At 71.8% G+C, this 22169-nt stretch carries 24 protein-coding genes; 12 read left to right on the top strand and 12 right to left on the bottom strand.

The window, feature by feature from the left end:
- The first annotated feature begins 97 nt into the window (after positions 1 to 97).
- The 3 genes from ACIOJE_RS38190 (at position 98) to ACIOJE_RS38200 (ending at position 1421) form a co-directional block, all read left to right on the top strand.
- Complete coding sequence (locus tag ACIOJE_RS38190) at positions 98 to 400, top strand: hypothetical protein (protein ID WP_400782904.1); 303 nt, start codon at positions 98 to 100, stop codon at positions 398 to 400.
- 88 nt (positions 401 to 488) lie between these two features.
- Positions 489 to 1076 carry a DUF6245 family protein gene (locus ACIOJE_RS38195; protein ID WP_280686315.1) on the top strand — a complete coding sequence of 196 codons (588 nt, stop codon included), beginning with the start codon at positions 489 to 491 and terminating at the stop codon, positions 1074 to 1076.
- An 18-nt stretch (positions 1077 to 1094) separates the two neighbouring features.
- Entirely contained in the window at positions 1095 to 1421 is a 327-nt protein-coding gene (locus tag ACIOJE_RS38200) for a hypothetical protein (protein ID WP_400782906.1), read from the top strand.
- A 52-nt stretch (positions 1422 to 1473) separates the two neighbouring features.
- Here the strand turns inward: ACIOJE_RS38200 and ACIOJE_RS38205 are convergent, their stop codons facing one another.
- Positions 1474 to 2697, bottom strand: a complete 1224-nt coding sequence (locus ACIOJE_RS38205; protein ID WP_280686313.1) for a hypothetical protein — start codon at positions 2695 to 2697, stop codon at positions 1474 to 1476.
- Positions 2698 to 3209: 512 nt separating this feature from the next.
- On the opposite strand from ACIOJE_RS38205, the gene ACIOJE_RS38210 reads away from it, so the two are divergent.
- From ACIOJE_RS38210 to ACIOJE_RS38240, 7 genes are all read left to right on the top strand, one after another.
- On the top strand, positions 3210 to 3863 hold the full coding sequence (locus tag ACIOJE_RS38210) for a hypothetical protein (protein WP_280686312.1): 654 nt from the start codon (positions 3210 to 3212) through the stop codon (positions 3861 to 3863).
- On the top strand, positions 3860 to 4084 hold the full coding sequence (locus ACIOJE_RS38215) for a hypothetical protein (RefSeq protein ID WP_280686311.1): 225 nt from the start codon (positions 3860 to 3862) through the stop codon (positions 4082 to 4084). Before ACIOJE_RS38210 ends, ACIOJE_RS38215 begins: the two co-directional genes overlap by 4 nt.
- Before the next feature lie 566 nt (positions 4085 to 4650).
- Positions 4651 to 5520 carry a hypothetical protein gene (locus ACIOJE_RS38220; RefSeq protein ID WP_400782910.1) on the top strand — a complete coding sequence of 290 codons (870 nt, stop codon included), beginning with the start codon at positions 4651 to 4653 and terminating at the stop codon, positions 5518 to 5520.
- 100 nt (positions 5521 to 5620) lie between these two features.
- Positions 5621 to 6133, top strand: coding sequence for a hypothetical protein (locus ACIOJE_RS38225; protein ID WP_280686309.1), 513 nt, complete (start codon positions 5621 to 5623; stop codon positions 6131 to 6133).
- 67 nt (positions 6134 to 6200) lie between these two features.
- On the top strand, positions 6201 to 6728 hold the full coding sequence (locus tag ACIOJE_RS38230; protein WP_280686308.1) for a hypothetical protein: 528 nt from the start codon (positions 6201 to 6203) through the stop codon (positions 6726 to 6728).
- A gap of 215 nt (positions 6729 to 6943) precedes the next feature.
- A complete protein-coding gene (locus tag ACIOJE_RS38235) occupies positions 6944 to 7801 on the top strand; it encodes a hypothetical protein (protein ID WP_280686307.1) in 858 nt (285 codons plus the stop codon).
- 267 nt (positions 7802 to 8068) lie between these two features.
- Entirely contained in the window at positions 8069 to 8521 is a 453-nt protein-coding gene (locus ACIOJE_RS38240; protein ID WP_280686180.1) for a hypothetical protein, read from the top strand.
- A 198-nt stretch (positions 8522 to 8719) separates the two neighbouring features.
- On the opposite strand, the gene ACIOJE_RS38245 is transcribed toward ACIOJE_RS38240, so the two are convergent.
- The 3 genes from ACIOJE_RS38245 to ACIOJE_RS38255 all read right to left on the bottom strand — a co-directional run bounded on the left by ACIOJE_RS38245 (position 8720) and on the right by ACIOJE_RS38255 (position 10298).
- Positions 8720 to 9367 carry a MucR family transcriptional regulator gene (locus ACIOJE_RS38245; RefSeq protein WP_280686222.1) on the bottom strand — a complete coding sequence of 216 codons (648 nt, stop codon included), beginning with the start codon at positions 9365 to 9367 and terminating at the stop codon, positions 8720 to 8722.
- Between the two features lie 92 nt (positions 9368 to 9459).
- Positions 9460 to 9882 carry a hypothetical protein gene (locus tag ACIOJE_RS38250; protein WP_280686181.1) on the bottom strand — a complete coding sequence of 141 codons (423 nt, stop codon included), beginning with the start codon at positions 9880 to 9882 and terminating at the stop codon, positions 9460 to 9462.
- Between the two features lie 239 nt (positions 9883 to 10121).
- On the bottom strand, positions 10122 to 10298 hold the full coding sequence (locus ACIOJE_RS38255) for a DUF397 domain-containing protein (protein ID WP_280686182.1): 177 nt from the start codon (positions 10296 to 10298) through the stop codon (positions 10122 to 10124).
- Between the two features lie 104 nt (positions 10299 to 10402).
- Here ACIOJE_RS38255 and ACIOJE_RS38260 point away from each other — a divergent pair, with 104 nt between their 5' ends.
- Together ACIOJE_RS38260 and ACIOJE_RS38265 are read left to right on the top strand one after the other, a co-directional pair.
- On the top strand, positions 10403 to 10642 hold the full coding sequence (locus ACIOJE_RS38260; RefSeq protein WP_280686183.1) for a hypothetical protein: 240 nt from the start codon (positions 10403 to 10405) through the stop codon (positions 10640 to 10642).
- Positions 10639 to 12252, top strand: coding sequence for a zeta toxin family protein (locus tag ACIOJE_RS38265; RefSeq protein WP_280686184.1), 1614 nt, complete (start codon positions 10639 to 10641; stop codon positions 12250 to 12252). Before ACIOJE_RS38260 ends, ACIOJE_RS38265 begins: the two co-directional genes overlap by 4 nt.
- A 70-nt stretch (positions 12253 to 12322) precedes the next feature.
- On the opposite strand, the gene ACIOJE_RS38270 is transcribed toward ACIOJE_RS38265, so the two are convergent.
- The 8 genes from ACIOJE_RS38270 to ACIOJE_RS38305 all read right to left on the bottom strand — a co-directional run bounded on the left by ACIOJE_RS38270 (position 12323) and on the right by ACIOJE_RS38305 (position 21788).
- Positions 12323 to 12862, bottom strand: a complete 540-nt coding sequence (locus ACIOJE_RS38270; protein WP_280686185.1) for a hypothetical protein — start codon at positions 12860 to 12862, stop codon at positions 12323 to 12325.
- Entirely contained in the window at positions 12855 to 14582 is a 1728-nt protein-coding gene (locus ACIOJE_RS38275) for a type IV secretory system conjugative DNA transfer family protein (protein ID WP_280686186.1), read from the bottom strand. The genes ACIOJE_RS38270 and ACIOJE_RS38275 overlap by 8 nt, the downstream gene beginning before the upstream one ends.
- Entirely contained in the window at positions 14582 to 16132 is a 1551-nt protein-coding gene (locus tag ACIOJE_RS38280) for a type VI secretion protein (protein ID WP_280686187.1), read from the bottom strand. The genes ACIOJE_RS38275 and ACIOJE_RS38280 overlap by 1 nt, the downstream gene beginning before the upstream one ends.
- Positions 16132 to 17664, bottom strand: coding sequence for an SCO6880 family protein (locus ACIOJE_RS38285; protein WP_280686189.1), 1533 nt, complete (start codon positions 17662 to 17664; stop codon positions 16132 to 16134). The genes ACIOJE_RS38280 and ACIOJE_RS38285 overlap by 1 nt, the downstream gene beginning before the upstream one ends.
- Positions 17665 to 17667: 3 nt before the next feature.
- Complete coding sequence (locus tag ACIOJE_RS38290; RefSeq protein ID WP_280686190.1) at positions 17668 to 19695, bottom strand: hypothetical protein; 2028 nt, start codon at positions 19693 to 19695, stop codon at positions 17668 to 17670.
- A 76-nt stretch (positions 19696 to 19771) separates the two neighbouring features.
- Positions 19772 to 20554 (bottom strand): hypothetical protein, encoded by a 783-nt coding sequence (locus tag ACIOJE_RS38295; protein WP_280686191.1) that lies wholly within the window; start codon positions 20552 to 20554, stop codon positions 19772 to 19774.
- Positions 20554 to 20904 carry a hypothetical protein gene (locus tag ACIOJE_RS38300; RefSeq protein ID WP_280686192.1) on the bottom strand — a complete coding sequence of 117 codons (351 nt, stop codon included), beginning with the start codon at positions 20902 to 20904 and terminating at the stop codon, positions 20554 to 20556. Before ACIOJE_RS38300 ends, ACIOJE_RS38295 begins: the two co-directional genes overlap by 1 nt.
- Positions 20901 to 21788, bottom strand: coding sequence for a hypothetical protein (locus tag ACIOJE_RS38305; RefSeq protein ID WP_280686193.1), 888 nt, complete (start codon positions 21786 to 21788; stop codon positions 20901 to 20903). The genes ACIOJE_RS38300 and ACIOJE_RS38305 overlap by 4 nt, the downstream gene beginning before the upstream one ends.
- Between the last annotated feature and the right edge of the window lie 381 nt (positions 21789 to 22169).

Consider the following 22169-nt stretch of genomic DNA (forward strand, 5'->3'; position numbering starts at 1 on the left):
ACCTGCCACGGTCGAGTACATCACCGCCACGAACGGCCTACGCCTGGCTCCCGTTCACGCCGAAGCAGTGGCTCTCATATGACCCGATGAATTCAACATGACCGTCCTTGATCAGGAGTGCGTCCGCCTGGCCTGCCTGATGGCCACCCGGGGCATGGACCGGCTTACTGTCCCCTCGGAGATGTCCCCGGAGGAAGTGGGCGAGGCCCTTGAAGCGGAGTTCGGGGCCGAGCTGGGGAAGTCCTACGTTCGGATCGCCGAGGCCGGATCCGATGAGGAGTGCATCCTGCCAAGCCTGTTGATGGTGATGGCCGGGAAGTTGTCGGTGCTCGCGACCGAGGTTTCCCTGCGGAGCGACCGGGACACGGTCGACGTGATCCGGTCGATCGGCGGCCGATAGGGGCCGAGCATAGGGCCCGGAGCTCCTCCGCGGGGGAGCTAGCCGAAGGGACGTCAGCCGCCCCCGCGGTCCCGCTACGCTCCGGGCCATGTCGATCCCGAACCAGCAGCAGACGCCCGCGCCCGCCCCGAGCGCGGAGGCCATCTCGGCGGCAATGGCCGCACTTGGGGCGTACGCCGAGCCCCCGACCGTCGGCGAACTGGACCAGCAGGCCCGGGCCGTGGGCGGCGAGCACGTCCTGGCCGCCGTCCTGGCCAACGCCTTGTACGGCGCCGCGATCGGCACCGGGATGCTCACCGAGGGACACATGCTCGCCCAGGGCGGCGGCGCCGAGGAGATGTCGCTGGCCCGCCGACAGGTGCTCCAGGCGTCCGGCGCCGAGGGACCCGGGGTGATGGGAGTCCTGCACTGGCAGACCGGCCACGTCTCGCACCTGCTCAAGGCGCTGGACGCGCAGGGCTGCGGCCCGGTGGTCGCGGCGGCCGCCCGCACGGCCAGCGCCTTGCTCGCGCTGCTCGCCTGCTCGGCGGTGTTCTCCACCGAGGACCCGCGGGCCGGTCAGATCCCCGACGAGCTGGCCCGCGCCCGAAAGGAACTTGCGGAGGCCCTGGCCGAGCTCGACGCACTGCCGGCCACCGCTGCAGCGATGTTCCTCGGTGCCGTACCCGGCCTGTAGGAGCGTCGTCAGCGCCGGTTGACGGAGCGTTCGCCCGGGCGGGCGGAGCTGTGCCAGGGTGTGACCGACCTGGTGGACACGTACGCCGAGCTCGGCGCACGGTTGGGCACGTGGCTGACCGCCCCCTCGCCGCTCACCGCGGACGTGCTGCTCGACTGCCTGCGTGCGGCGGAGGTCGGCACCACCGGGGTGGCGCGGGACCTGTGGGGGTTCGCCGCGCTGAACTGGGAGGCCAGCATCAGCGCCACCCCCGACACGCGGCCGAGCATTGGCGAACTGCAGGCGGTCGCCATCGAGTACGCCGAACTGGCCCGCGGCCGGGAGACGGCGAACGCCGGGCAGTGACCCGCACCGCCCGGCGTTCGAGGCCCCTGCTACTCGGCTGGCGCGCCGCCGGTCAGGATGATGGCGAGCTGTCCGTCCGAACCCAGCCGCCCCTTGCTGTCGGACCGCGGTCGTTGACGACGTCGAACCCGTCCTCGGTGGTCTCGACCGGCCGGGTGGTGTCGGCGGCAGCCTGCTCGGCGGCGAGCTGTCGGGCGCGACTGCGCCGCGATTCCGCCACCTTGGACATGGGGTTGTCGCCGAGCCCGCCGCGGTCGCGCTCGTAGCCCTCGCCGGCCTTCGAACCCGGCTTCCACCGGCCGTGCTCATCGGCGGCTTGGGCGCTTGCCCCGGCCGCGCGGGCGGCGCTGCGGCCGGAGGCGCGCCAGCCGTGCGAAGTGAACGTTCTCCCTCGCTCATCGGTGTCGTGGCCGGCCGCGCCCACGAGTTTCTTGGAGATGTCGTTGACCGATCCGGGGTGGAGTTCGGCGCTGATGTTGCCCCACCGGTCGATCTTGCGCAGCAGCCGGCCGTCGGTGACTCCGCGTTCGGCGAGGATCGTGCGCCAGGCGGTGAGTGCCGCGTGCGGGCACAGCGCGTCCCCCGTGGCGGGCAGGAACAGCTCGGCCCCCTTGCCGTCCTGGTCGGTCTTGCTGCTGCGGAAGCGGACCACAACGCCCTTGGGGCTGCTGGTCGTCCAGGCGTCGGAGAGGTTCAGCGCCGCGAGCTCGGATCGGCGAGTCCAGGCCGCGTACGAGAGCGCGCACAGCAGTCGGTCGCGGGCGCCCGTCAGGGTGTTCGGGTCGATCCGCTCGGCGACGTCGAGCGCCTGGTCGTCGGTGACGATCGCGGACTTCTTCGTGGTGCGGCCGGCGTCGGCGAGGCGCTTGCTGTGCGCGCGGATCAGCGTGCGGGCGTCGTCGGCGTCCGGCCTCGGGTGCCGGGCGATCTTGTGCATGGACTGGACGGCGGCGACGGCCTGGTCGAGGGACGACGCGGCGTAGGGCTTGCCGGTGCGCTCGCTGACCACCCGGGTGAGGTGGTGGATCCACTCGGTCAGGGTCTCGGTCGTCATGGGCAGCGTGGTGCGCCCGTTGGCCCGGCACCACTGGTCGGCCTGGCTCCACCAGTTGCGGTACGCGCGGCGGGTGTTCTCCGGGACGGCGACCACGAGCGCTTCGCGGGTCGCGGGTGTGAGGTGGTGGTCGGCGTCCGCCCACGGGCCTGCGCCCGGGACGGCGAGGGCGCTGCGGGCGCCCCGGAGGTCGATGCTGAGCCCTTCCGAGAGCTCGTCCATTTGTCCCCTTTCGTCGCTCGTGATTTGGAGCATTATCACGAGTGAGGTGAAGCTTACCCGTGATAGCAGACGAACCATCAGCACCCCGCCGGACGTTCAGCGGACACCCCGGACACGGGACGGCAGCGCCGACACGAGATGTGACGCAGGCCACATCCTAATTCCAAGATCTTTGCCGGATTCGCCCGCTGCCGGCCCCAGAGGGTGGGGGAACCTCCCCAGAAGACGGAGGAACGAGAGAGATGACCACCGAGGCCAGTAGCTGTGTGCTCCTTGCGGGACTGGCGGCCCTGCAGGATCCGGAGGGATGGACTGGGCGACCCGTTCACTGCCAGGACAGGGGCGACGTTCTCTACCAGTGGCCCGATGATGCCCTGACTGCACCGACCTACCTGGTGGCGGCCCGCAGCTATTTGCTCGGGGAGGCGACGCCGCCTTCATTGGGCGAGCGTGGAAGGTTGCAGGTCCGCTTCCTGTGCGATGCAGGCCAGCGTTGGTACGAGTTCAGCCGCATGTCCAACAGCCACAGGCTCATGTGGCTGACGCGCGAGATCCTGCTGGCGGCGCTTGCCGCCCGGTGGGCCGCCATCATCGGTGACCACGACACGGTCGACGACTTCACGCGCAATGTCCTCGGCCACGCCGAGGCGGCGCAGTGGCGGCACGCGGTGACCGGCGCGCTGCTCGGCGACTGGGTCGACCGGCTCGGCGGCTACCTCACCGACCCGGAGCTGCTGAAGATCCTGCGCACCTACACCGCCGCCGAGCGCCGACGATGGACAGAGGTCTGGGAGCACCGGCTCGGCGGATTCCACTGGCGAGCACCCGACGGCACCGTCCGCGTGGGCAGGGGCAAACGGGTGTGGATGCTGGAGACGCCCAACCGCGACGGCGTGACGGTCCGGGACGTGTACCCGGACAAGCCCGCCGCCGGCGCCCTCGCGCTGGACCACGACTTCACGGACCCCCGGATCGACGTCGTGCTCCGCGGCCTCGATGAGGCGGAGGCCGCGGTCGCCAACCTCTGGGCCTCCCGCAAGTCCACCTGGGCCGACGCCGCCCTCGACCTTGGCCTGCCCGCCGCCTACGGCGACCGGGTCCGCCGCAAGCTCTCCCATCTCGGCGACCGGCACACCCAGCGCGCCGCCGCGGTGGTGACCCGATGAGCCGCCGCCCGCCCGCCCCGGAGACCGAGCGCGGCCTGCTGCTGCGCGTGCCCCCCGCACCCACCTGCACCGCCATGGCCGGCACCGGCTCGGTCACCGGCGCCCTGCTGTCCGGCACGGTCCCGCCCGAATCCCCGCTGGTGTGGCCGCTCGTCGTCCTCGCCCTCGCCTCCATGGCCTACGACCTCGGAGTCCGGGCCCTTCGACGCCAGAACACCTGAACCGACAGCCTGGCCCGTGTCGGCACCCGGCCGGGTCAGCCTGTTCCGACACGGGGTGCAACCCGGGTTGCTGCCCGTGCGTTCGTAGACCGATCCGTTCGCGCCGGACAGTACCGCCCCCGAGCACGCGGCCGGCACCGCCGGACGCCACCACCCCGATCCAGCCCCGCAGGGCCCGGACCCCCACGCCGCCGTCCGGCCGACCGTCAACGCCGCCACCACCCAGCCCAGCACGGGGAGAGGAACCAGGAGAGGCGGTGGTAGCTACGTGGCCCGCCCATGGCCACCGCCGGGCCGTGCGAGGCCCTGCCGAGCGCACCCCGAACGAGCGGGGTGCGGACCACCGCCCCTCCCAGCCGCAGGCGGTGAGCTCGGCCCGGAGGCCGAGCGCGACGACCAGGTCCCGGGTGCCGGCCAGCCGCCCGGCCACGCGCTCCTGCTCCCGCTCGGCCTGCAGCTCCTGACGGGTCGCCGCGAGCGCGGCGCCGCGCAGGCCCCGGGTGCGCGGCCCGGCGCTCGGCCGTCCCCCGCGTTCCGGCCTGCAGATCTCGGCGGATTCGAGGATAGTGTTCATCGCTATACATTTCTGGTGTATAGTGGTGAACATGATTCTGGTCGAGATGGCGGAAGACTCCGCCCCGGGGCGGGACCTTGCCGACGCGCTGACGCGACTGGCCCCGGGCGCGAGCACCGACAGTGACCTCACCGCGACCCGGTGGGTGGTCGAGTCGCGCACGCCGGTTCTGCGCGTGGTCCCCCACCCGAACCGCGACGCGTGCGGCTACAACCCCCCGACAGTGCACGCCGTCTACTCGGTTCGCTGGTCACTGCCAGTGCTGTGCCAGTACAGGCAGCGCGGATACGTGCCCGACTGTCCGGCCTGCGCGAGCATCCGGTCATGGGAGGGACTGACCGCGAGCACCCCCCTCCCGCCGCCGACCGATGACGAGCTCACGCACGTGCGGTGGGAGGACGCCGCCGAGGCCAGCACGCTGCGGGCCACGATCGCCGCCCCGCCCGAACTCGACCTCTCGCACCTGAGCCCGGCGGAGCTCAAGCTTCTGGGGGGATACGAGCAGGCTGCCGAAGTGGCGCGGCAGCGCCAGGCCACCCAGGTCCGGAACGGCCGGAGCCTCGCCCGTTACAACTGGGCGGGACTCGCCGCCGACGTGGTCGAGCTGCACACCACCCTCACCCCGCCCCGTCTGACCCCGCTGCAGCGGGTGGCGGTCGGAGGCGTCCGGGTGTACCTGCTCGAACAGGATGTGATCAACGCCCGCAAGGGCTTGGCCCAGCTCAGCCGCAACGCGCGCGCCGTCATCAACCCGAAGACCGGGAAACCGGCGCACACGAAGACGATCATCGCCGCCTACGGCGGGATCACCCGCGTCACCCTGGACGCCTACCTCCGCGAGAACGAACCTGCGGGCGACTGACCCGCTGTCCGCCGTCCCCGACCGCGTGCACCCCTCCCCGGACTCGCCCGCGGGTGACCGGGAATCACCGGCCGCACACCGAGTCACAGGAGCACCCACCATGACCACCCTCGCCGACATCCTCACCGGCACCCCGCTCACCTCCCCGGCCGGGGAGACCGTCTCCCTCGCCACGGTGGCCGCCGCCCACCTGCTGGCGGCCATCGACACCGACCGATCCGCGATGTCCCTGTTCGGCAGTCCCAAGGCCGACCAGTGGGAGCTGGCCGTCGAAGAGGTCATCCAGGACCGCGGCGGCCACCAGACCGCGGTCACCGTCACCGCCTATGGCCTGCGCTACCTGATCGACCACCAGGCGACGGCCAGCCCCGAGCTGCACCGGCTGTGCACCGTCACGGGCTGCGAGGGAGACGCGATGAGCTACCAAGCGCAGCTCACCGTCGTCTGCACCGACCACCTGGACGTGCCGTCCGAGATCGCCCTGTCCCACGGCTGGGACAGCCCGAGGGCGGCCCGGCTGGAGGAGTGGACCAGGATCGCCGCCGACGACGAGCGCATCGCCCTCGGCGACCTGAACACCATCGACTCGCTCCGCCTGCCCATCGCCAGCTGACCGCGTGACGGCTGGCGGCTACCGCCGCCGGCCGCACTCCAGCCGAACCAGACATCGAGGAGAATCCATGGGCCGCGAGAAGCCCGGCAAACCCCGCAAGCAGCCTCCCCGCCGCATCACCAAACCCGCCGAACCGGCCGGTGTCTCCCTGGAGCCCTTCGTGGTCGGGCTGCACGCGCAGGCCGTTCGGATCCCCAACGCCGGGGCGGCGATCGTTATGATCCAGCCCACCACCGTTGCCCACTCCGACGCGGGCGGCGCCCTTCGGAGCGCGGACCTCACCGAGGTGTCCGTGCGCTCCTACGGCGCTCGCCAGCTGACCGTGCCGATCACCCCCGACCCGGTCGACCCCCGGTGGCGAGCCCGCCTGACGTTGACCGCCGACGGCCGTAACGAGCTGCTGATCGGCGCCGAGGACACCACGGTGTACGACGGCACGATGCCGGTCCCCGACGGCTGGACGGGCCTGGTCGCCGCGGCCGGGGACACCGTGCTGCTGGTGACCGGCCCCATCAAGACCGTTGCCGACATCGACAACGTCCTGGCCGCTGGCCGCGCCAGTCAGGTCACCATCCCGCTGACCGTCACGCGCTGAGGATAACTCCAGCTCCAGCCGTCAGCGGCTGACCCTAGGCTGGGCCGGTCACGAACCGCGACCGGCCCAGCCTCCGCCTTCCCTGCCCTGCAGGGCTCGCGCAGCTCTCACCGCAGCGCGTGATCCCCGGATTCCCGGAGACACCGGACCCCGTCCGGCCTGAACCCCCGGCACACCCGTGCCCGAGGGGCGGTTACGCACGAGGGAGAACACCCGTGGCAGACGACCACAGCCAGTGCAACGCCGACGCCGCAGTTGCGGCCGGGAACACCACAACCGACATCATGGCCACTGCGCTCCAGGCCGCTGTGGGCGACTTCCGTCGCCGCCGCCTGGACGTCGACCACAGTTTCACCGCCGACCCGAACACGATCACTGAGGCCCTGGCCGTCTGGCTTGGCCAGGAACACGGATACTCCGTCGCCATCGCCACCTGCAAGCCCCTCCCGGACACCTACATGCGCGCAAGCTGGCCAATCCCGGGGTACCGGATTGTCATGGTGACCACCCGGGACGGAGAGCTGTACGGGGTGGACGCCACCTGGCACCAGCTCTACGCGTATGACGAGGAGGGTTTGCGTTACGACGGCATGGTGCCGGAGGACGTGCCCGAGGAGCCGGCCATCTGGCCCCTGAGCCCGCGTGCGCACTCAGGATCGGTCACCGCGTTCGGCAGCCACCCAGCGCTCGGCGACGACCTCTTCGAGATCGCCGGGCACGACACGGTGCACGGCGCCACGGCAGCTGTCGCCGGGCACATCAACGCCATCACGGATGCGTTCCGGCAGTGGCTCACGCCCCTGACCGGCGTGGTCCCGACCGCGGCCCTCCTCCGCAGGCCCGAACCGATCTGCTGGGACCTCCGCGAAGCACTCGAACACGCCGCCACGGACACCGCCGTTCTCGCAGCCGGCGAGACGTGCCGAACCTCGCTCGAAGCCGCCGGCGGCCACCTCGTCAGTGCCGCAGGCCTCCTCATGGCCGGGCTGGCAACCGACGCCGAGAGCGAGCTGGCTCAGGCAGTTGCTGGCATCAACCAGGCCCGGACCGCAACCGAGGCCACCAGCCGCTGAACCACACGCCCCGCCAGACCAGCTTGGGCCCCTAGACCTCGCCTTTGATCATGTCGAGGAATCCGTCCCAACTTCCGCGCGCGCTGTTGGCCGCCGCCGAGGTCACGCACTTCGCGGGACAGCGCAACGCGGCCGCCCGCGAAGTGCGCGCCCTGGTCGGCGAGAGTCATCTCCTGGTGGTACCACTCCAACGCGGCAGACCCGCAGGCGCAGGAACTGGCCCGCAACTACCGCGGGTTCATCCGGCACCACCGCATGGACCAGCACATGCAGCACTCCCTCGCCGACTCCAACGGGCCCATGGTGCTGGAGTTGACCAGCACCTCGGGCAGGATGCTGCACCACCCGCTGGACGCGGCGCTGGCCAGCGGTGCCCCGATGCCTGCCCCCACCCCGTTCCCCCAGGGACCGGGGCATGCCCTGGCCCACGCGGACATGGGCATGTACGTCCTGGTGGCCACCCCGCTGGTCGGCGAGCCGACCATGGACGATCTGGGATACCTGGTCGACCAGGACCCCGGGGCGGTTGGCATGGCGCGCATCCAGGTCCGCGCAGACGAGGCGGCGCGAGAGGCCTACGCCGAGCCTGCGCCGCTGCAGAAGCACGCCCACAGCGACCTGTCGGGCGGACCGGACGAGCTGGACAGGATGCTCGCCGCCGAGAAGGACGACGCGCTGCGGCACGGCCTGCAGTTCATGCTCGGCCGGCCGAAGTCCTGACCCGCAAACGGCGAAGCGCCCCACCGGCCCGTCCGGTGGGGCGCTTCGCCGTTGCTGGCGCCGGGTCAGACCGCGCCGCTTCCGAGTATTATCTGGGGTTACGCCAGCTTTCCGCAGGTAGAACCCCGTGACCGGAGTGCGGGCACATGAGGCACACAGGGTTCAAACGTTTCGGTCGAAACGTTTCCGAGTCACCGGTCAGCCTTGGGGCGAGTGTCGCCGCCAGCGTCTGACAGTGTTCGCCGTGATGCCGATCCGTCTTGCGGCGGCTCGGCTTGACAGGTCGCGGGTCGCTTCGATCGCTGCTGTCATCGACGTGAAGCCTGCTGCCTGGGCTACGGCTTCCAGAGCTTCCTTGCGTGCCTGGTTGGCGGCCGGGAGAGTGCGCAGTGCTCCAGCTCTGCGGGCGGATCGTACGGCGGGCAGGTTGTCGGTGCCGACGCGGGCGGCGGCCGAGCGGCGGGCGAGTTCGTCAAGCGGGGGTGTCGCGGTCCGCATTGGGTCGAGCAGGTCCGGGTCAGCCGCCATGGCCTCGCGGCGGGCTTGCGACAGTGAACTGCGGACGTCCGTGGCCATCAGGGCGGTGCTGGCGGGCAGCGCGTACTCGGCGCGGTACTCGGCGGCCGACATCTCGTGGACGCGGGCGAGGTGCGGGGCGAGCGAGCGGAAGCGCCGTCCGCACACCAGGCAGGTGACCAGGCCGTCCGTGTCGGCGCCGTCCGGACGGCGCGAACGTGCCTCGGAGGCCGGACGGGCGGCGGCGAGCAGGGCGTCCAGCTCCCACAGCAGTGCGCGGTCGCGCCTGCGGCAGGCCACCGGATCGGGCCAGCGGTCTTGCTGTTGCATCACGGCTTTCAGGCTGCCGGGAGCGTAGCCGAGGAGGGGTTCGGCCTCCCGCCGGGTGACCAGACGGGAGGCGGCGGCGAGGTGAGCCACGGTCAGCGGCGCCCGTCGCGGATCTGGTAGAGCCGGGCCCGGCTGAGGTCGGCGGCCTGCTCCAGGTCCTTGACCCTCACCTTCGTGGTCTTCCGGTTGAGCATCGCGGAGCGGATCAGCTCCTGCAGCTCGCGCTCGGCGTTGTCCCGGGCCCGGCGCGCCTCCTCGACGGCCTGGAGGACGTCGGCGGCCGGCCCGGCGGCGGGCGACGGCGAGGACTCGTCGTCGGTGTTGAGCTGGTCGGCCAAGACCTGCCACTGGTCGTCCAGCGGGAGCCCCTGGTCGTCGGTGTCGATCTGGTCAGCGAGCGCGGCCAGGTCGTCCTTCGTCACCGGAGCGAGGTCATCCCCCCTGTCGAGCACAGCCCCCGGGTTCATCGCCTTCCAGAGCTCGCGGACCTGCTCCGCCGTGATCGTGTAGGACATGACCCTCTCCCGCCTACTGACGCCACTCGATGTGTAGCGTGCTTGACACTCAGCATGGGTCGGCATGACCAAAATGTCAAGCTTGCTACACACTTCTTGCTCGGATGCCAGTCTTCCGCATGTGCCTGACGACCCCCAGATATCCGTCCGGCATGCACTCGTCCGGGTTCCAAGCCTCATGTACCTCACGGCTCCTGGGCGCCCCAGATAAGCTCGGCCTTCGCTTGTGGTCCGGGCTCCTACGCCTCGCCCTTAAGCATGCCGAGGAAGCCGGCCCAGCTCTCGCCGGGAAACGTGAGCACCGGCCCGTCCGGATCCTTCGAGTCGCGCACGGCCACCGTGCCGGGCTCCGTGCGGACCTCCACGCACGCGAACTCCTTGTCGTCGCAGTGCGAGCTCTTGAACCACTGAGGCATCGGGGGATCCCTTCCAAGGTGGCACCGGCGGCGACCGCTGCCGTCGAGTATGGAACTCAAATGTAGGTCCGCCCAGTTGGCGGGAAGGGGGATAGGTTGAGTTCATGTCTGGAGCCATCGACCCCGACGCCGCCGATATCGCCTACGACCTGATCAGCGCCATCATCGCGGAGTACAGCACGCTCATCGCGCTTGCCGAGCCCGCCGACGCCGAACGGCTGAGGGCCGAGAGGGCCCGCTACATCGAGGAGCGCCAGGACCTGGGGAAGACCGACCCGGACCGGCTGCGGGCGATCCTTGCGGAGTACCCGACTGTCCTGGCCTCGGTGAGGGCCGGCGGGTGACGCCGCCGCCCCTGCCCGACGCCGAGCAGATCGAGGCGATCTGGGAGAACGACCTACGGCCCACGCTCACCGCACCCTCCCAGGACAACCCCCGGATGGTCATCCTCGGCGGCCCGCAGGGCTCGCGGAAGACCACCCTGCGGACCGCGGTCCCGCAGCAGCTCGGCCTCGCCGACCCGGTCGTGCTGGACGGAGACGACGTGTTCGCGTACCTCCCCGGGTACGCCCGGATGGCGCGGGAGGACGGCATGCTCTCAGCGATGCGCCACTTCTCCCCAGCGGCCGGAGAGCTGACAGAGCACATCCGTCAGCACGCCATCGACCACCGGCAGAACATCGTTCTGGTGGGCCCCTTCACCAACGCCGAGTACACATCCGACGTCGTGCAGAAGTTCCGCGCCGCCGGCTACCACTGCGAACTCGCCTACACCGCCATGCACCCCGCGATGAGCGAGCTGGGGGTGATGCACCGCTACCAGGCGGCGATCGGCCCGAGCGGGATCGGGTACGCGATCCTGCCGCCCCTGGAGATGCAGGAGACGGTCTACGCCAACGTCGGCGCGGTGCTCGCCGCGGCGAAGGGGTGGCCGGGGGTCGACGCGGTTCACGTCGCCGACCCGATCTCCGGCCAGATCGCGGGCACCGTGCGCCGCTTGGAGAGCGGGGGGTGGCCTACGGAGCCGGATATTCAGCGGGTCCTGGAGCAGACGCGCCATCAGCTCTGGAGCGAGTCGACGCGCGAGTTGTTCGACCGGTGGCGGGCCGCCGCGGCGGACGGCGACGGCTACCAGTGGGCCGAACGCCTGGCCTCCGTGGACCGCAAGGCCGCCGCCCAGCTGGCCAGCTACCGGGATGTGCCGGACGCCGACCTGGCCGCGGAGCTCGCCTACGCCGTCGAGCAGGCAGGCGCCGCCCGACTGCAGGCGGCGAAGGCCGAAGTCAAGGTGGACGAGATCACCGCCTCGCTCGCCCCGGGCGGCGCCGTCGAGCAACACGTCGCCGCCCGCGCCGAGCAGGTCGACGCCATCCTGCAGAGCCGCAAGGACGCCGTCCTGGTCGAGCACCTGGTCGCCGACGTCGACCGCACCCGGCAGCAGGCCGACGAGGTGGAGCGGCAGCTGGAAGAGCGGGGATTCCTTGGCCGGCCCGCGGTGCGCGGCGACGAACGGCAGGCCCTGGAACAACAGCTTGGTGACCTGCGCGCCGCGACCCAGGACGCCGAACTCGACCTTGCTGCGGCGCGTGAGCGGCTGGACGCGAGCATGCGGATTGCCGGACCCGCTTCCGAGCACGATGCCGTCCTGGCGGCCTGGCACGAGGCCGGCGGCAGCCCGGAGGAGGTCCTGGCCCGTACGACCGCCGCCCGTGAGCGAGGACTGGGAGCGGCCCGGTCGGACGCCTCGCAAGCGCACCAACGCGCGTCCGACCTGGACACCGCGACGGCGCTGATCCAGCGGGAGACGGCCCGCCGCGAAGCCCAGCCGCCGGCCCAGCGTCTCGCCGAGGATGCCCAGCGCGTGCAGGCGGCCCAGCGCACGGCCCAGCAGCAGAGCCAGCAGTACGGGCCGGGGCCCGGACGCACCCAGAGCCGCGGTGGGCCATCCCGGTAGGGATGGGAGCGAGCAGGAACACCGAGGCGCCCGCCGGTTCGTCCGGCGGGCGCCTCGGTCGCTGTGGCGGTCAGGGTTTTGCGCGGCTCGCGGCCTTGCGCTGCTCTGCGGCGAGCAGTTCGTGGGCCAGCCGCGTGGCTTCGGCCTCGGCAGGGTGGTAGGGGGCTTCGGTGATCCGGTCCGGATTGGTGTCCAGCCAGTCGGACAGGGCCTCGCCGGTAGGTCCGGGCCGGGGCGGCGGCGCCTGGTGCCCGGCCTCGCACGCCGGGGCCGCGAGGGCCGGGGCCAGCAGGTGCAGCTCCTTGATCCAGGCGATCTCGCCGAGCGTGGTCGCCTTGCTGGGGTCGCCCGCATAGGTGCGGACCCAGCCGAGGTAGAGGGCAGTGAGGATCTCCAGGACGGGTTCGTGGCCGTCCCGGTACCAGCAGCGCGGGATCTTGCGGTGCAGGTGGTGGTGGTCGATCAGCCAGTCCACCCACTGCCCCAGTTCGCCGAGCCGCTGCTGGCGGTCCTCCGGCGTCATCGCGGTCCACACCCACCGCCGCGGCGGCGGGGTGGGATTCCCGGTCGCCTGGCCGGGGACGGCGGGCGCGGGGGTGGGGTCAGACATCGGTGGCCTCCTTGGCCCGGTCGAGCGACGGAGAAGGTCCCGGGACCGACGTGGCCGGTGGCCGGGCCAGCCAGGCTTTGATATCGGGGTCGCGCCAGGTCAGGCGCATGTTCACCCGGATCGGCGGCCGGTTGAAGTAGAGCGCGACGGCGGTGTGCTTGGGGATTTCGCGCAGTTGGTGGACCGGTAGCAGGTCGGTTTCCACGACGTTGGTCGAGGTGGACTCCCGGCCGTCGCCGCTGCTGTGGTTGGTGCGCTCCACCAACTCCTTGCCGAACAGGAACGACATGTACCGCAGGGTCTCGTCGTCGGCCAGGCCCGGCAGCAGCAGCCGCAGCGTGGACGCCGAGATGATCGTTTTGGCGCCCTCGCGGCCCATGCGGGCGACGAGCTGGGAGTAGTCGTGCCAGATGCTGAGCACCGCGATGCCCATGCCGCGGCCGGTGGTCAACAGGTTCGGCAGCTTCGGGTAGCGCAGGAAGTTGCCGGCCTCGTCGGCGAACAACCCGAGGGTGCGTTCGGGATGGCGGCCGGCCCGCTCGTAACGGGTCTCGGCCGCGTGGAGGACGGAGGCGATCAGCGAGGTGAAGTACGGCGCGAAGCGCTCGGCCTGTGAGGGTGCCGCGATCAGCACCAGCGTGCCGTTGTCCTCCAGCAGTTCCTCCGCCCGGAAGTCCGTGCGGGCGGCGGCCGCCCGGATGCCCTCGCTGCGGTAGGTGGCCGCCAGGACGTTGAGTGTGAAGGCCACCGACCCCTTGCCGTCGTCGTGCAGCGTCGCCCAGGGCTGGGCGTAGTCCAGCGCCGCCTCGGGGTACCGGGCGTCGAGCACGGCGCGGACGTGGTCGACGGCGGCTTCGCCCTGGGTGAGCCAGCGCCGGAACGCCTTGATCCCGCCTTCGGGGTCGATCCGCGCGGCGAGCAGCAGGCCAGCGACGATGGCGCGGGCCTGGATCAACCATGGCTCGGCGCGCGGGTCGTAGGTCTTCTGGCTTGCGTCGGCCATCCACTCGGCCATCCGCTCCGCCGCCTCCTCGTCGGTGGCGTAGTCCACGGGCGACCAGTGCGCGGTTTTCCAGGGGCCGGAGGGGATGCCGGCCGGGGCGATCACCCACACCGGGCCGACGTGGCTGCGGGCCGCGTAGATCTCCTGCAGGTCCGCGGCCTTGGTCGTGGTGACGATCGCCGGGCCCTGCCACTCGGCGGCGTTCGGGGCGAGGAGCCCGCTGGTCTTCGCCGAGCCGGGAGGGCCGAAGGCGATGGCGGAGGCGCTGCGTTCGATGACGCCGACGATCTTCCGGGTCTGCTGGCCGCGCCCGGCGGTGATCCGGTCCGGCCTCGCCTTCGGGTCGTCGGGCAGGGCCATCTCCTTCTCGACCTTCGTGCCGCCCCACGTCGCGCCGCCTGCCAGGGAGCGGCGCCGCCGCTTGCCCAGGCGACGGACGGCGACCCCGGCGAGGACGGCCAGGAGCACGACCAGCAGGCCGAACACCGTGTAGAACAGCCAGGTGGGGGGCGCCGGCTGGTAGACCGACGCCGGGCCCTGCGCGACGGACAGCAGCAGCGTGACCGGCAGGGGCTCGGTCATCCGGGGCGGGGCGCCCTCGGACAGCAGCCCGGCCAGGGCCCCGGCGGCCAGCGAGGCCGCGCCCAGCGAGATGACCGCCCCGGCCGCGATCCCGGCCAGGAACGTTCCGTCGTCCACGCGGTTGTCCGAGGCCATCAGATCACCATCTTCTCGTCGGTCTCGAACAGCTGCTTCTCGGTGCGGGAGAGCAGCAGTTGCACGGCGTGCGACCCGCCGCCGCGGCCGACCTTCCACAGGGCCCGGCCGCGCTGGCCGGCGCCCCAGCTTCCGATCAGGTCGCACTCGGCGTCGGTGAGGCCGATCGCCTCGCGGGTGAGGTTCAGCGGCTTGGTGTCCTGCGCGAGCTGGATGCGCGTCTCACACGAGGCGATCAGGTCCTTGGCGATGGCCACCGCCTCGGAGCCGGCCGCGCCGACCGCCTCGAAGTCACTCAGCCGGTGGGTGGCGAGGACCTGGATCGTTCCGGTCGCGCGGCTCAGCCGCAGGTCCGCGTCGATCTTGCGGACCATGGAGGAGCCGCCGGACTGCATCTGACGCCACAGCTCGTCACGGACGACGATCCACGGGCGGCCCGGCCGGTCGATCGCCGACTGCGCCCAGGAGGAGACGCAGGTGAGCACCATCGCCACGACTTCGTCGCCGTACTGCTGCAGGGCGGAGATGTCGACGCTCTGGATCGGGGCGTCCCAGTCCAGCGACACCGAGGTCTTCTCGTCGAACAGGCCGCCCAGGTGCCCGCTGATCATCGATCCGAGGGCGGAGCGGATGCTGGCCATCTGCTCGCGGGCGGTCTGCACGTCGTCGCCGCGCACGCGCAGTTCTCGCGCCATCGCCTGCGTGGGGTCCTTGAGGACCTGGTACACGGACGGCAGGGTCGGGGTGTCGAGGCGGGTGTGCCCGGCCCCGCCCAGCGCCCCGGTGACCTCCCGGACGGCGACGTCCAGGCACTCCTCCTCCTGCGGCTGCAGCGTCCGCTTGAGCTGCAGCTCAAGCAGGGCCTTGCACAGCGTCAGGCGGCGGCGGTGGATCTCGGTCAGCCGGGCCTGCAGCTCGGCGCCGTCCTTGATCAGGTTCAGGTCCGCGCCGAGCGGGCCGCCGTCCAGCGGGTTGAGCCGGCCCTGCAGGCCCGGGCCGAGCCGCACCGGCTCGACCCCCAGGTGCCGGCACAGCGCCAGATACTCGCCCTTGACGTCGCCTGCGATCAGCGCCCTGTGGCCGAACGCCATCAGCCGGAACGCCAGCGCCTTGATGTGCGCGGACTTCCCCGAGCCGGGGATGCCGGTGATGATCACGTTCGGGTTGGTCGCCAGCCCCTCCTTCACCCACACACTCGGGTGCGCGGAGAACGCTTGCATCGTCAAGGTGTTGAACCCGATGTAGGCGCCGACGGGCGGCAAGCTCGCGGCGTGCAGGAACGGATAGATCCCGCTGGCCCGGCCGGTGTCGGCACGGAACACCTCGGCCTTGGCGTGCGAGGCGGCCCGGCCAGCGTAGGGCTGGTGCCACCCCTTCTTCGGGGCAATCCGCATCGCCGCCGCCGGGTCCTCCAGCAGGCGGGCCCGCCGAAGCTCCCGCGCGGTCGGCTGGCGCTGCGCGGGCAGCTTCTCGGCCGGGTCGAAGAGGTCGGCGACCCTGGTCGCTTCGAGGGCGGTGTCGCCGCGATCACGGCGGAAGGGGAACGCCATCAGATCGCCATCCTTCGCGGCGGCAGGCCCATGCCGAGCGGCAGCGCGGCCGCGGCGAACGCGTCGTCCTGCGCGCCCCAGCAGCGCCTCAGCTCCAGGCCGGCGTCGCTAGCGTCGGCCTGCAGCTCGGCGCACGCTGTCTCCAGCTCCTCCAGGTCGGTGACGGTCACCGCGATCAGCGCGACCATGCGCACCACACCCTGCCCGGCGGCACGGGCGATGTCCTGCGAGTGCGCGACCTGCGCCTCGCGCCGCTCGTCCTCCGACTCCGTCCGGCCGGTCTTCGCCCGCAACGCCCGCGCCGCCTGGCGCTTCGTCTTCTCCTTGCTCAGCTCCTTGCGCGCCCGGGCCGGGCCGACCGGCTCGTACACCAGCGACATCGAGCGGCGAGCGTTCGTCCTCGGCCTCAACAGCGGCTGCAGGAACGTCGCGTACACCTGGGACTGCGGGAAGTTCCGCACCTGGTACGTGACCGTCCACGCCCCGTCGTGCCGGTACAGGCCCCAGGTGTACTCGGCGGCGGCCGGCCCGGCCAGCGCCGGGTCGACGCCGGGCAGCACGCCCTTGTACGAGGCATCGCCGGCGGCCGCGCCACGGGCTGCCAGCATCTGCTGGGCCTCGGGGTCGTACGCGGTGCGGATCGTGGCGGCCACCCGGCGCGGGTCGAGCAGCTCCACCACCTGCAGACCCGCGGAGGACAGCGAGCCGTGCATGGCGAGGAACTCCCTCACCAGCACGGCGGCCGCGCCGACCTGCCCGCCGCCGGCCCCGCGCACGGCCAGGCGCGCGCGCGTCGCCGACAGCGTCACCGACAGGTACGTCTCGCGGATCGTGGCCGCCGGACCGGCGGAGACCATCAGCTCCTCCAGCGCCTGCACGGCGGCCGCCGGAGCGTCCGGGGTGGCGTGCCGTACGGTCCACGACCGCAGCGCCTCGCCGTCGTCCGGGAGGGAGCGCTGGTGTACCTGGATGCGGACGATCGCCCCGTCTTCCTTGCACTGGCCGCGCAGGAAAGCGGCCCACTGGCGCACGCGGGCGTTCTGCCGCTCGGTGTCGACCAGCGCGAGGCCCGGGAACGTGACCTTCGCGATCAGGGTGTACGTGTTGTCGATCGGGTTGTGGACGACGCCGAGCGTGCCGCCCTGGCCGTCGGGCGCGTTGAGGATGCGCAGGCGCGCCAGCACGCCGGGCAGGTCCATCGGCTGGTCCCCTTCATCGTCGGAGGGTGCGAACACCCCGCTGTAGAAAACGTTTCTCCGGGTGGCGACGGCCAGTTGGTGGCGGACGGCCAGCAGCACCCACTCCTCCGCGGCCAGGCCCATCACCCGGCCGTAGGCGAGCAGCAGCAGGACGCCGGCCAGCGGCAACGCCACCACGGCGGCGCTCCAGCTGTGCGCGTAGACCGGCACCAGGGCGACGACCGAGGCCGCGGCCAACAACGCGAAGCCGGTACCGGACAACTCCCCGATGAACCCGCTTTTCTCGCGCTGCCACCCGCTGTAGGTGTCCGGCTCACTGTGGGTCAGGGACATGGGTCAGCTCCCCTCGGACGTCGGCGGCTGCGGGTCGGGCCGCTGCCCTCGCGCGCCGTACTGCAGGGCGTTGTGATCGGGCATCCACGTGGGCGTGCCGTACGCCGGCGTGTCGGAGCCGGAGGCGCTCGCGGGCGCGGGGGGTGCCTGTGCGGGAATGCCGGGGGCACTGGCCTCCGGCACGGCCGTCCCGGCCGGGGGAGCGCCGGCCTCGGCGACCGGACCGCCCGGCGCCGCCTCGACCGGGACCTCCGCCTCGGGCGAGCCCGCGACTGGGCTCTGCGGCTCGGCAGCCCCGTTGGTGCCCTCGCCTTCCTGCCCGCCGGCGGCCTGCCCGGCACCCCCACCGGTGCGGGGCGGCACCACGGTGGAGTGCCCGCTGCCGGGAGCGCCGAGGCCCGCGTTCGCGGCCGCGTTGGCGCCCGCGCCTTCCAGCGTGCCGGCGCCAGCGGCGGCGAGCTGGGCACCGAGCCCGACGGCCGCGCCCAGCTTCGATTTGAAGCTCTTGTTCGGGTCGCCCTTCCAGAACCTGGCGCCCCCGGCCTGTTCGGGCAGGGAGGAGCCGCCGGACGCGCCGTCGGACGCGGCCGGGCTGGTCTCCTGCTCCAGGGCCTTGGTGTAGCCGGACCCGCCGCCGACGGCCCCGGCCCCGGCCACGGCGAGGCCGCCGCCGGCGAACCCGCCGAACATCGCGCCGACGCTGGAGCCGACCGTGGAGACCATGCCCGCGGCAACCGAGTTGCCGCCGCCAGCCTCCACCATCGTCAAGAAGCGCGCGAGCACCGGCCAGGCGAACGCTGCGAGGAAGAAGACGATCAGGCCGACGATGACGTTCTTGACACCCTGGGAATCGCCCATGGAATTGAAGCCGATCGCGAAGCACACCACGATCGCGAGCTTCGACAGCGCGATGGCAGTGAACGCCCGCCGTGCCTTGGGCCACCACTCCTGGGTCTCGTCGCTGAGCTGGCCGGCCAGGGCGATCGGCATTGATGCCATCAGGACCATGATCCCGGCCTGCCGGACGAGCATCTCGATCCACAGCGCGCCGATCACCAGGATCGACAGGATCCCGAGCACGATGACCACCCCGACGGCCTGGCTCAGCACGCCTCCCCCGGTGATCAGCGCCCCACCGGCGGCCCCGGCGCCGCCGGTCCCTACCAACCCGGAGAAGAGGGTGCCAAGCTGCGTCTTCATCGCGGCCGCCGCATCCGCCTTCCCGTCTCCCCCGCCCTTGAACGAGAGGTTGATGATCCAGGCCGACACCACGTCGATCCAGCTCAGGATCACCTGCGCGGCGCCCGCATAGACGCCCAGCACCAGGGCGTACTTGCCCAAGCCCTTGAGGACGGTCGCCAGGGGGGCGCCCTGCTGGCTCACGGCGACTTTCCCGAACTGGATGAGGGCCAAGAACGTGGCGATCAGCACCGACAGCGCGGTCATGATGCCGGTGACGGTGCCGATACCGACCTTGCTCAGGTCGATGGTGCTCGCGCTGTCGAAGGAGTCGGCGAACTGCTGCAGCAGCCACACCACGCCCTCGCCGATGGCGCCGGCAGCCTCCTTCAACGCGTCGGAGGCCAACTTGCTGATCTTGCCCTCGACCCAGGCCACCGGCCCGCCGTCCGGCACCATCAACTGGGCGTTCAACGTCTTGCAGTCGTTGAAGAGCTGGCCCCCGTCGATGCACTTCTTGAGGGCGGCGTCCATCTTCTGGTAGCCGTACGCGCCGTGGTCTGTGACCTTCTCCCACTCCGCGAGCGCCGCGAGTTCCCGCTGCTTGCGCGCCTCGGTGATCTTCGGATCGTCACAGCCGACCTGATGTTCCTCGCAGGAGTCGTGGGTCTCGGGCTGTTTGTAAAAAGTGCAGTTGCTGGCCTCGGGCATCATGCACCAGTGGCCGTTCGTGTCTTTGCCCCAGTTGACCTCGGACCGGTCGTTCCACTGCTTGAGCCACTCCGGATCCGGTGGGGCCGGGGGGCCGTTGGGGGCGTGCGCTCGTGATTCGCCGCTCGGGTCGTCGGCCACCGCGCTCGGGGCGGCCGCCACCCCGAACGACATCAGCGCGACGAGCAGGGCTGTGAGCAGGCGGAGGAGTCCGCGGTTAGTCACGGATCACCACCCCCCATCCGTCCTTCGCGGACACCGGCGAATCGGGGTTGTAGGGCATCGGATTGCCCTTCTTGGCCACCCACTTGGGATCCGTGGTGATCTTCCAGTCGCCGTCTTCCCACTGCAGGATCATGTTGGCCAGCTGGTCCTTGAGCGGGTTGTCGTCCGGGCCGCCCTTGGGCAGCGTGGCGGTGCGGCTGTAGTGCATCCACACGGTGATCACGGAGCCGTCGTCGTTGAGCGCCCAGGCCTGCGCGGCGTCCACGGTGGTGGTGATCGTCAGCCCGGCAGGGGTGCCGCCGGACGGCGGCAGGCCCACCTGCTCGCGGAGCTTGCGTACCTCGCTGACGGCCTTGTCGATGGAGTCCTCGCTGCCCTTGGCCGTGATGACGGTGAGCTGACGCCGGACCATGTCGTCGTCCAGCATCGACAGCTCGTCCAGGTGGTAGACCGCGGCGGACATCGGCCCGTAGCCGTAGCGCGGGAACCCGATCGAGGCGCCGTCCTTCTGTCCGGTCGGCTTGATCAGGTGCACCGGCTTGGCCGTGTTCGGTGTGAGCGTCCTAGTGGCCGACGGGCTCGGCGACGACACCGGCCCCGGGCTCACCGTCGCCGCAACGGTCGGGGCCGGGGTGGGCTTCGGGTTGTCGCCGTCGGAAAGGCCGTTGACGAGCGCGACGCTGCCGGCGGCGACGGCGGCAGCGGTCACCACCCCGATGGCGATCAGGCGAAGGCGGGCCCTGCGGGCGGCCCGGTCGTGTCGGTCCGCCATCATCAGGACGCCATCGAGTACGCGGCGAACACGAGCCCGCTGGTGCAGGCGATGCCGATGCCCGCGATCAGGCTCATGATGATGGCCTTCTTGCCGCGTGCCGCCATGCCGCCGCGCTCGCTGTTCTCTCCGATCGCGATCGCCCCCCAGCCCAGCAGCCCGCCGAGGACGGCGAGCGCCAGGCCGCCGCCGGCGACCCAGCCGAGGATCGTGCCGGTCGGCCCGGAGACCTGTGCGGGCAACTCCGGCTTGAACGACGGGATCGGGTTCGGGACCCCTGTCGGGTTGTCCGCGAGGATGTGGACGTGCGGGTCGCTCAGCAGGGCGTCGGCGACGTGCAGGAACTGGCTCACGGCAGGAGCACCTTCTCTTCGGGGTGTACGCGGGACGGGATTGGGACGACTGGGGCGGGCTGCGCGGCCACCGGCAGTGGGTCGCCCCAGCTTTCGCGGGCGGAGGCGACGACGGCCTGGACGAGCAGCTCGGCGGCCTGCACGGAGCGGGAACCGAGGCGGGCGGCGTCGCGCAGGCCGCGCGCCCGCAGGTCCGGGTCGTAGGGCACGCGGACGACGGCCGCCACCCGCGGGGCGAGCATCGTCTCGCCGGCCCGGACCGGGGCGGGTGCGCGGCCGTCGCCGGTCGCCACGAGGGCGACGACCATCCGCTGCAGCGGGAGGCCTTCCGCGGCCGCCGCCGACATGGCGGTCTGCAGCGCCGCCATCCCGGAACCGGTCGCGGCCGCGCACACGACCGGGACGCTCACCGGCAGCGCGCACCACGCGGCGGTCAGGCCCGGGCCCCCGCCCGTACGGGCGGCGACGAGGTCGTGCGCCATCGGGTGGCAGGTGTCGGCGACCACCGCGGGCCAGCCGCCGACGGCGGCCAACTGGTACCAGGCGGCGGGTGATTCGACAGCGGGCAGCGGCGGCGCGCTCCACTCCCGGTGGTCCGTCAGAACCTGCCAGGAGGAGCCGCCCGGGCCGGGGAGCCGGGCCGCCGCTGCCCGCGCCTGTGAGCGGCTGAGCGGCCGGTCGGGCGGGACCGACGCCAGCCCGGCGCCGGGTTCCTGCGTCCAGCCCGGCCACGGAGAGGCCAGGCGCGGCGCCAGGTCGAAGACCACGGTGGGCGCCGTCCTGGCCAGGACGGCGCCCAGCAGGCCCGCCACCGTGGACCGTCCGCTGCCGCCCGCGGCGGCCAGGACGGGCACAACAAGCCGGTTGTGGAGAGGTAGCTCCACAGCCGGGACTATAGATCTGCGCGCCACTGTTCCCCCGACGTTCTCGTGTCCGGCATGGTCAGGCTCCCGAGCCGCCACCCGGGTTGTCATGAGTACACGTACTCATGACAACCCGGGTGGCGGCCTCGTTGGATGGGCCGCGTCGGCCCTGGTCACCCCCCGGTCACCGTGCGTGTCGGCCGCAGTCTAGTCTCGGCACCTGACAGATGTCTCAGGGCTTTTGTTCCTGACCACCCGTCATATCTATGACAGCCTGTGAGGTCACGGGGAGGGCTTAGCCGGTTCAACGCCGGAATGGGCCAGTTGGCACGCGCCTTATGGGCGGCCGTGTCTCCACCTGCGGCGATGTGTGCCGTAGGCGTGTCCCATCCGAATGCCAAA

Origin of the sequence: Kitasatospora sp. NPDC087861, assembly GCF_044742585.1 — a bacterium.
Classification (GTDB): domain Bacteria; phylum Actinomycetota; class Actinomycetes; order Streptomycetales; family Streptomycetaceae; genus Kitasatospora.

Excerpts from the sequence above, each read along its gene's own strand:
- ACIOJE_RS38195 (WP_280686315.1), top strand. The coding sequence starts at position 489 with ATGTCGATCCCGAACCAGCAGCAGACGCCCGCGCCCGCCCCGAGCGCG.
- ACIOJE_RS38275 (WP_280686186.1), bottom strand. The coding sequence starts at position 14,582 with ATGGCCTCGGACAACCGCGTGGACGACGGAACGTTCCTGGCCGGGATC.
- ACIOJE_RS38210 (WP_280686312.1), top strand. The coding sequence starts at position 3,210 with ATGTCCAACAGCCACAGGCTCATGTGGCTGACGCGCGAGATCCTGCTG.
- ACIOJE_RS38255 (WP_280686182.1), bottom strand. The coding sequence starts at position 10,298 with ATGCCTCAGTGGTTCAAGAGCTCGCACTGCGACGACAAGGAGTTCGCG.
- ACIOJE_RS38240 (WP_280686180.1), top strand. The coding sequence starts at position 8,069 with ATGCAGCACTCCCTCGCCGACTCCAACGGGCCCATGGTGCTGGAGTTG.
- ACIOJE_RS38225 (WP_280686309.1), top strand. The coding sequence starts at position 5,621 with ATGACCACCCTCGCCGACATCCTCACCGGCACCCCGCTCACCTCCCCG.
- ACIOJE_RS38285 (WP_280686189.1), bottom strand. The coding sequence starts at position 17,664 with ATGTCCCTGACCCACAGTGAGCCGGACACCTACAGCGGGTGGCAGCGC.
- ACIOJE_RS38260 (WP_280686183.1), top strand. The coding sequence starts at position 10,403 with ATGTCTGGAGCCATCGACCCCGACGCCGCCGATATCGCCTACGACCTG.
- ACIOJE_RS38295 (WP_280686191.1), bottom strand. The coding sequence starts at position 20,554 with ATGATGGCGGACCGACACGACCGGGCCGCCCGCAGGGCCCGCCTTCGC.
- ACIOJE_RS38190 (WP_400782904.1), top strand. The coding sequence starts at position 98 with ATGACCGTCCTTGATCAGGAGTGCGTCCGCCTGGCCTGCCTGATGGCC.
- ACIOJE_RS38245 (WP_280686222.1), bottom strand. The coding sequence starts at position 9,367 with ATGCAACAGCAAGACCGCTGGCCCGATCCGGTGGCCTGCCGCAGGCGC.
- ACIOJE_RS38270 (WP_280686185.1), bottom strand. The coding sequence starts at position 12,862 with ATGTCTGACCCCACCCCCGCGCCCGCCGTCCCCGGCCAGGCGACCGGG.
- ACIOJE_RS38205 (WP_280686313.1), bottom strand. The coding sequence starts at position 2,697 with ATGGACGAGCTCTCGGAAGGGCTCAGCATCGACCTCCGGGGCGCCCGC.
- ACIOJE_RS38280 (WP_280686187.1), bottom strand. The coding sequence starts at position 16,132 with ATGGCGTTCCCCTTCCGCCGTGATCGCGGCGACACCGCCCTCGAAGCG.
- ACIOJE_RS38215 (WP_280686311.1), top strand. The coding sequence starts at position 3,860 with ATGAGCCGCCGCCCGCCCGCCCCGGAGACCGAGCGCGGCCTGCTGCTG.
- ACIOJE_RS38250 (WP_280686181.1), bottom strand. The coding sequence starts at position 9,882 with ATGTCCTACACGATCACGGCGGAGCAGGTCCGCGAGCTCTGGAAGGCG.
- ACIOJE_RS38230 (WP_280686308.1), top strand. The coding sequence starts at position 6,201 with ATGGGCCGCGAGAAGCCCGGCAAACCCCGCAAGCAGCCTCCCCGCCGC.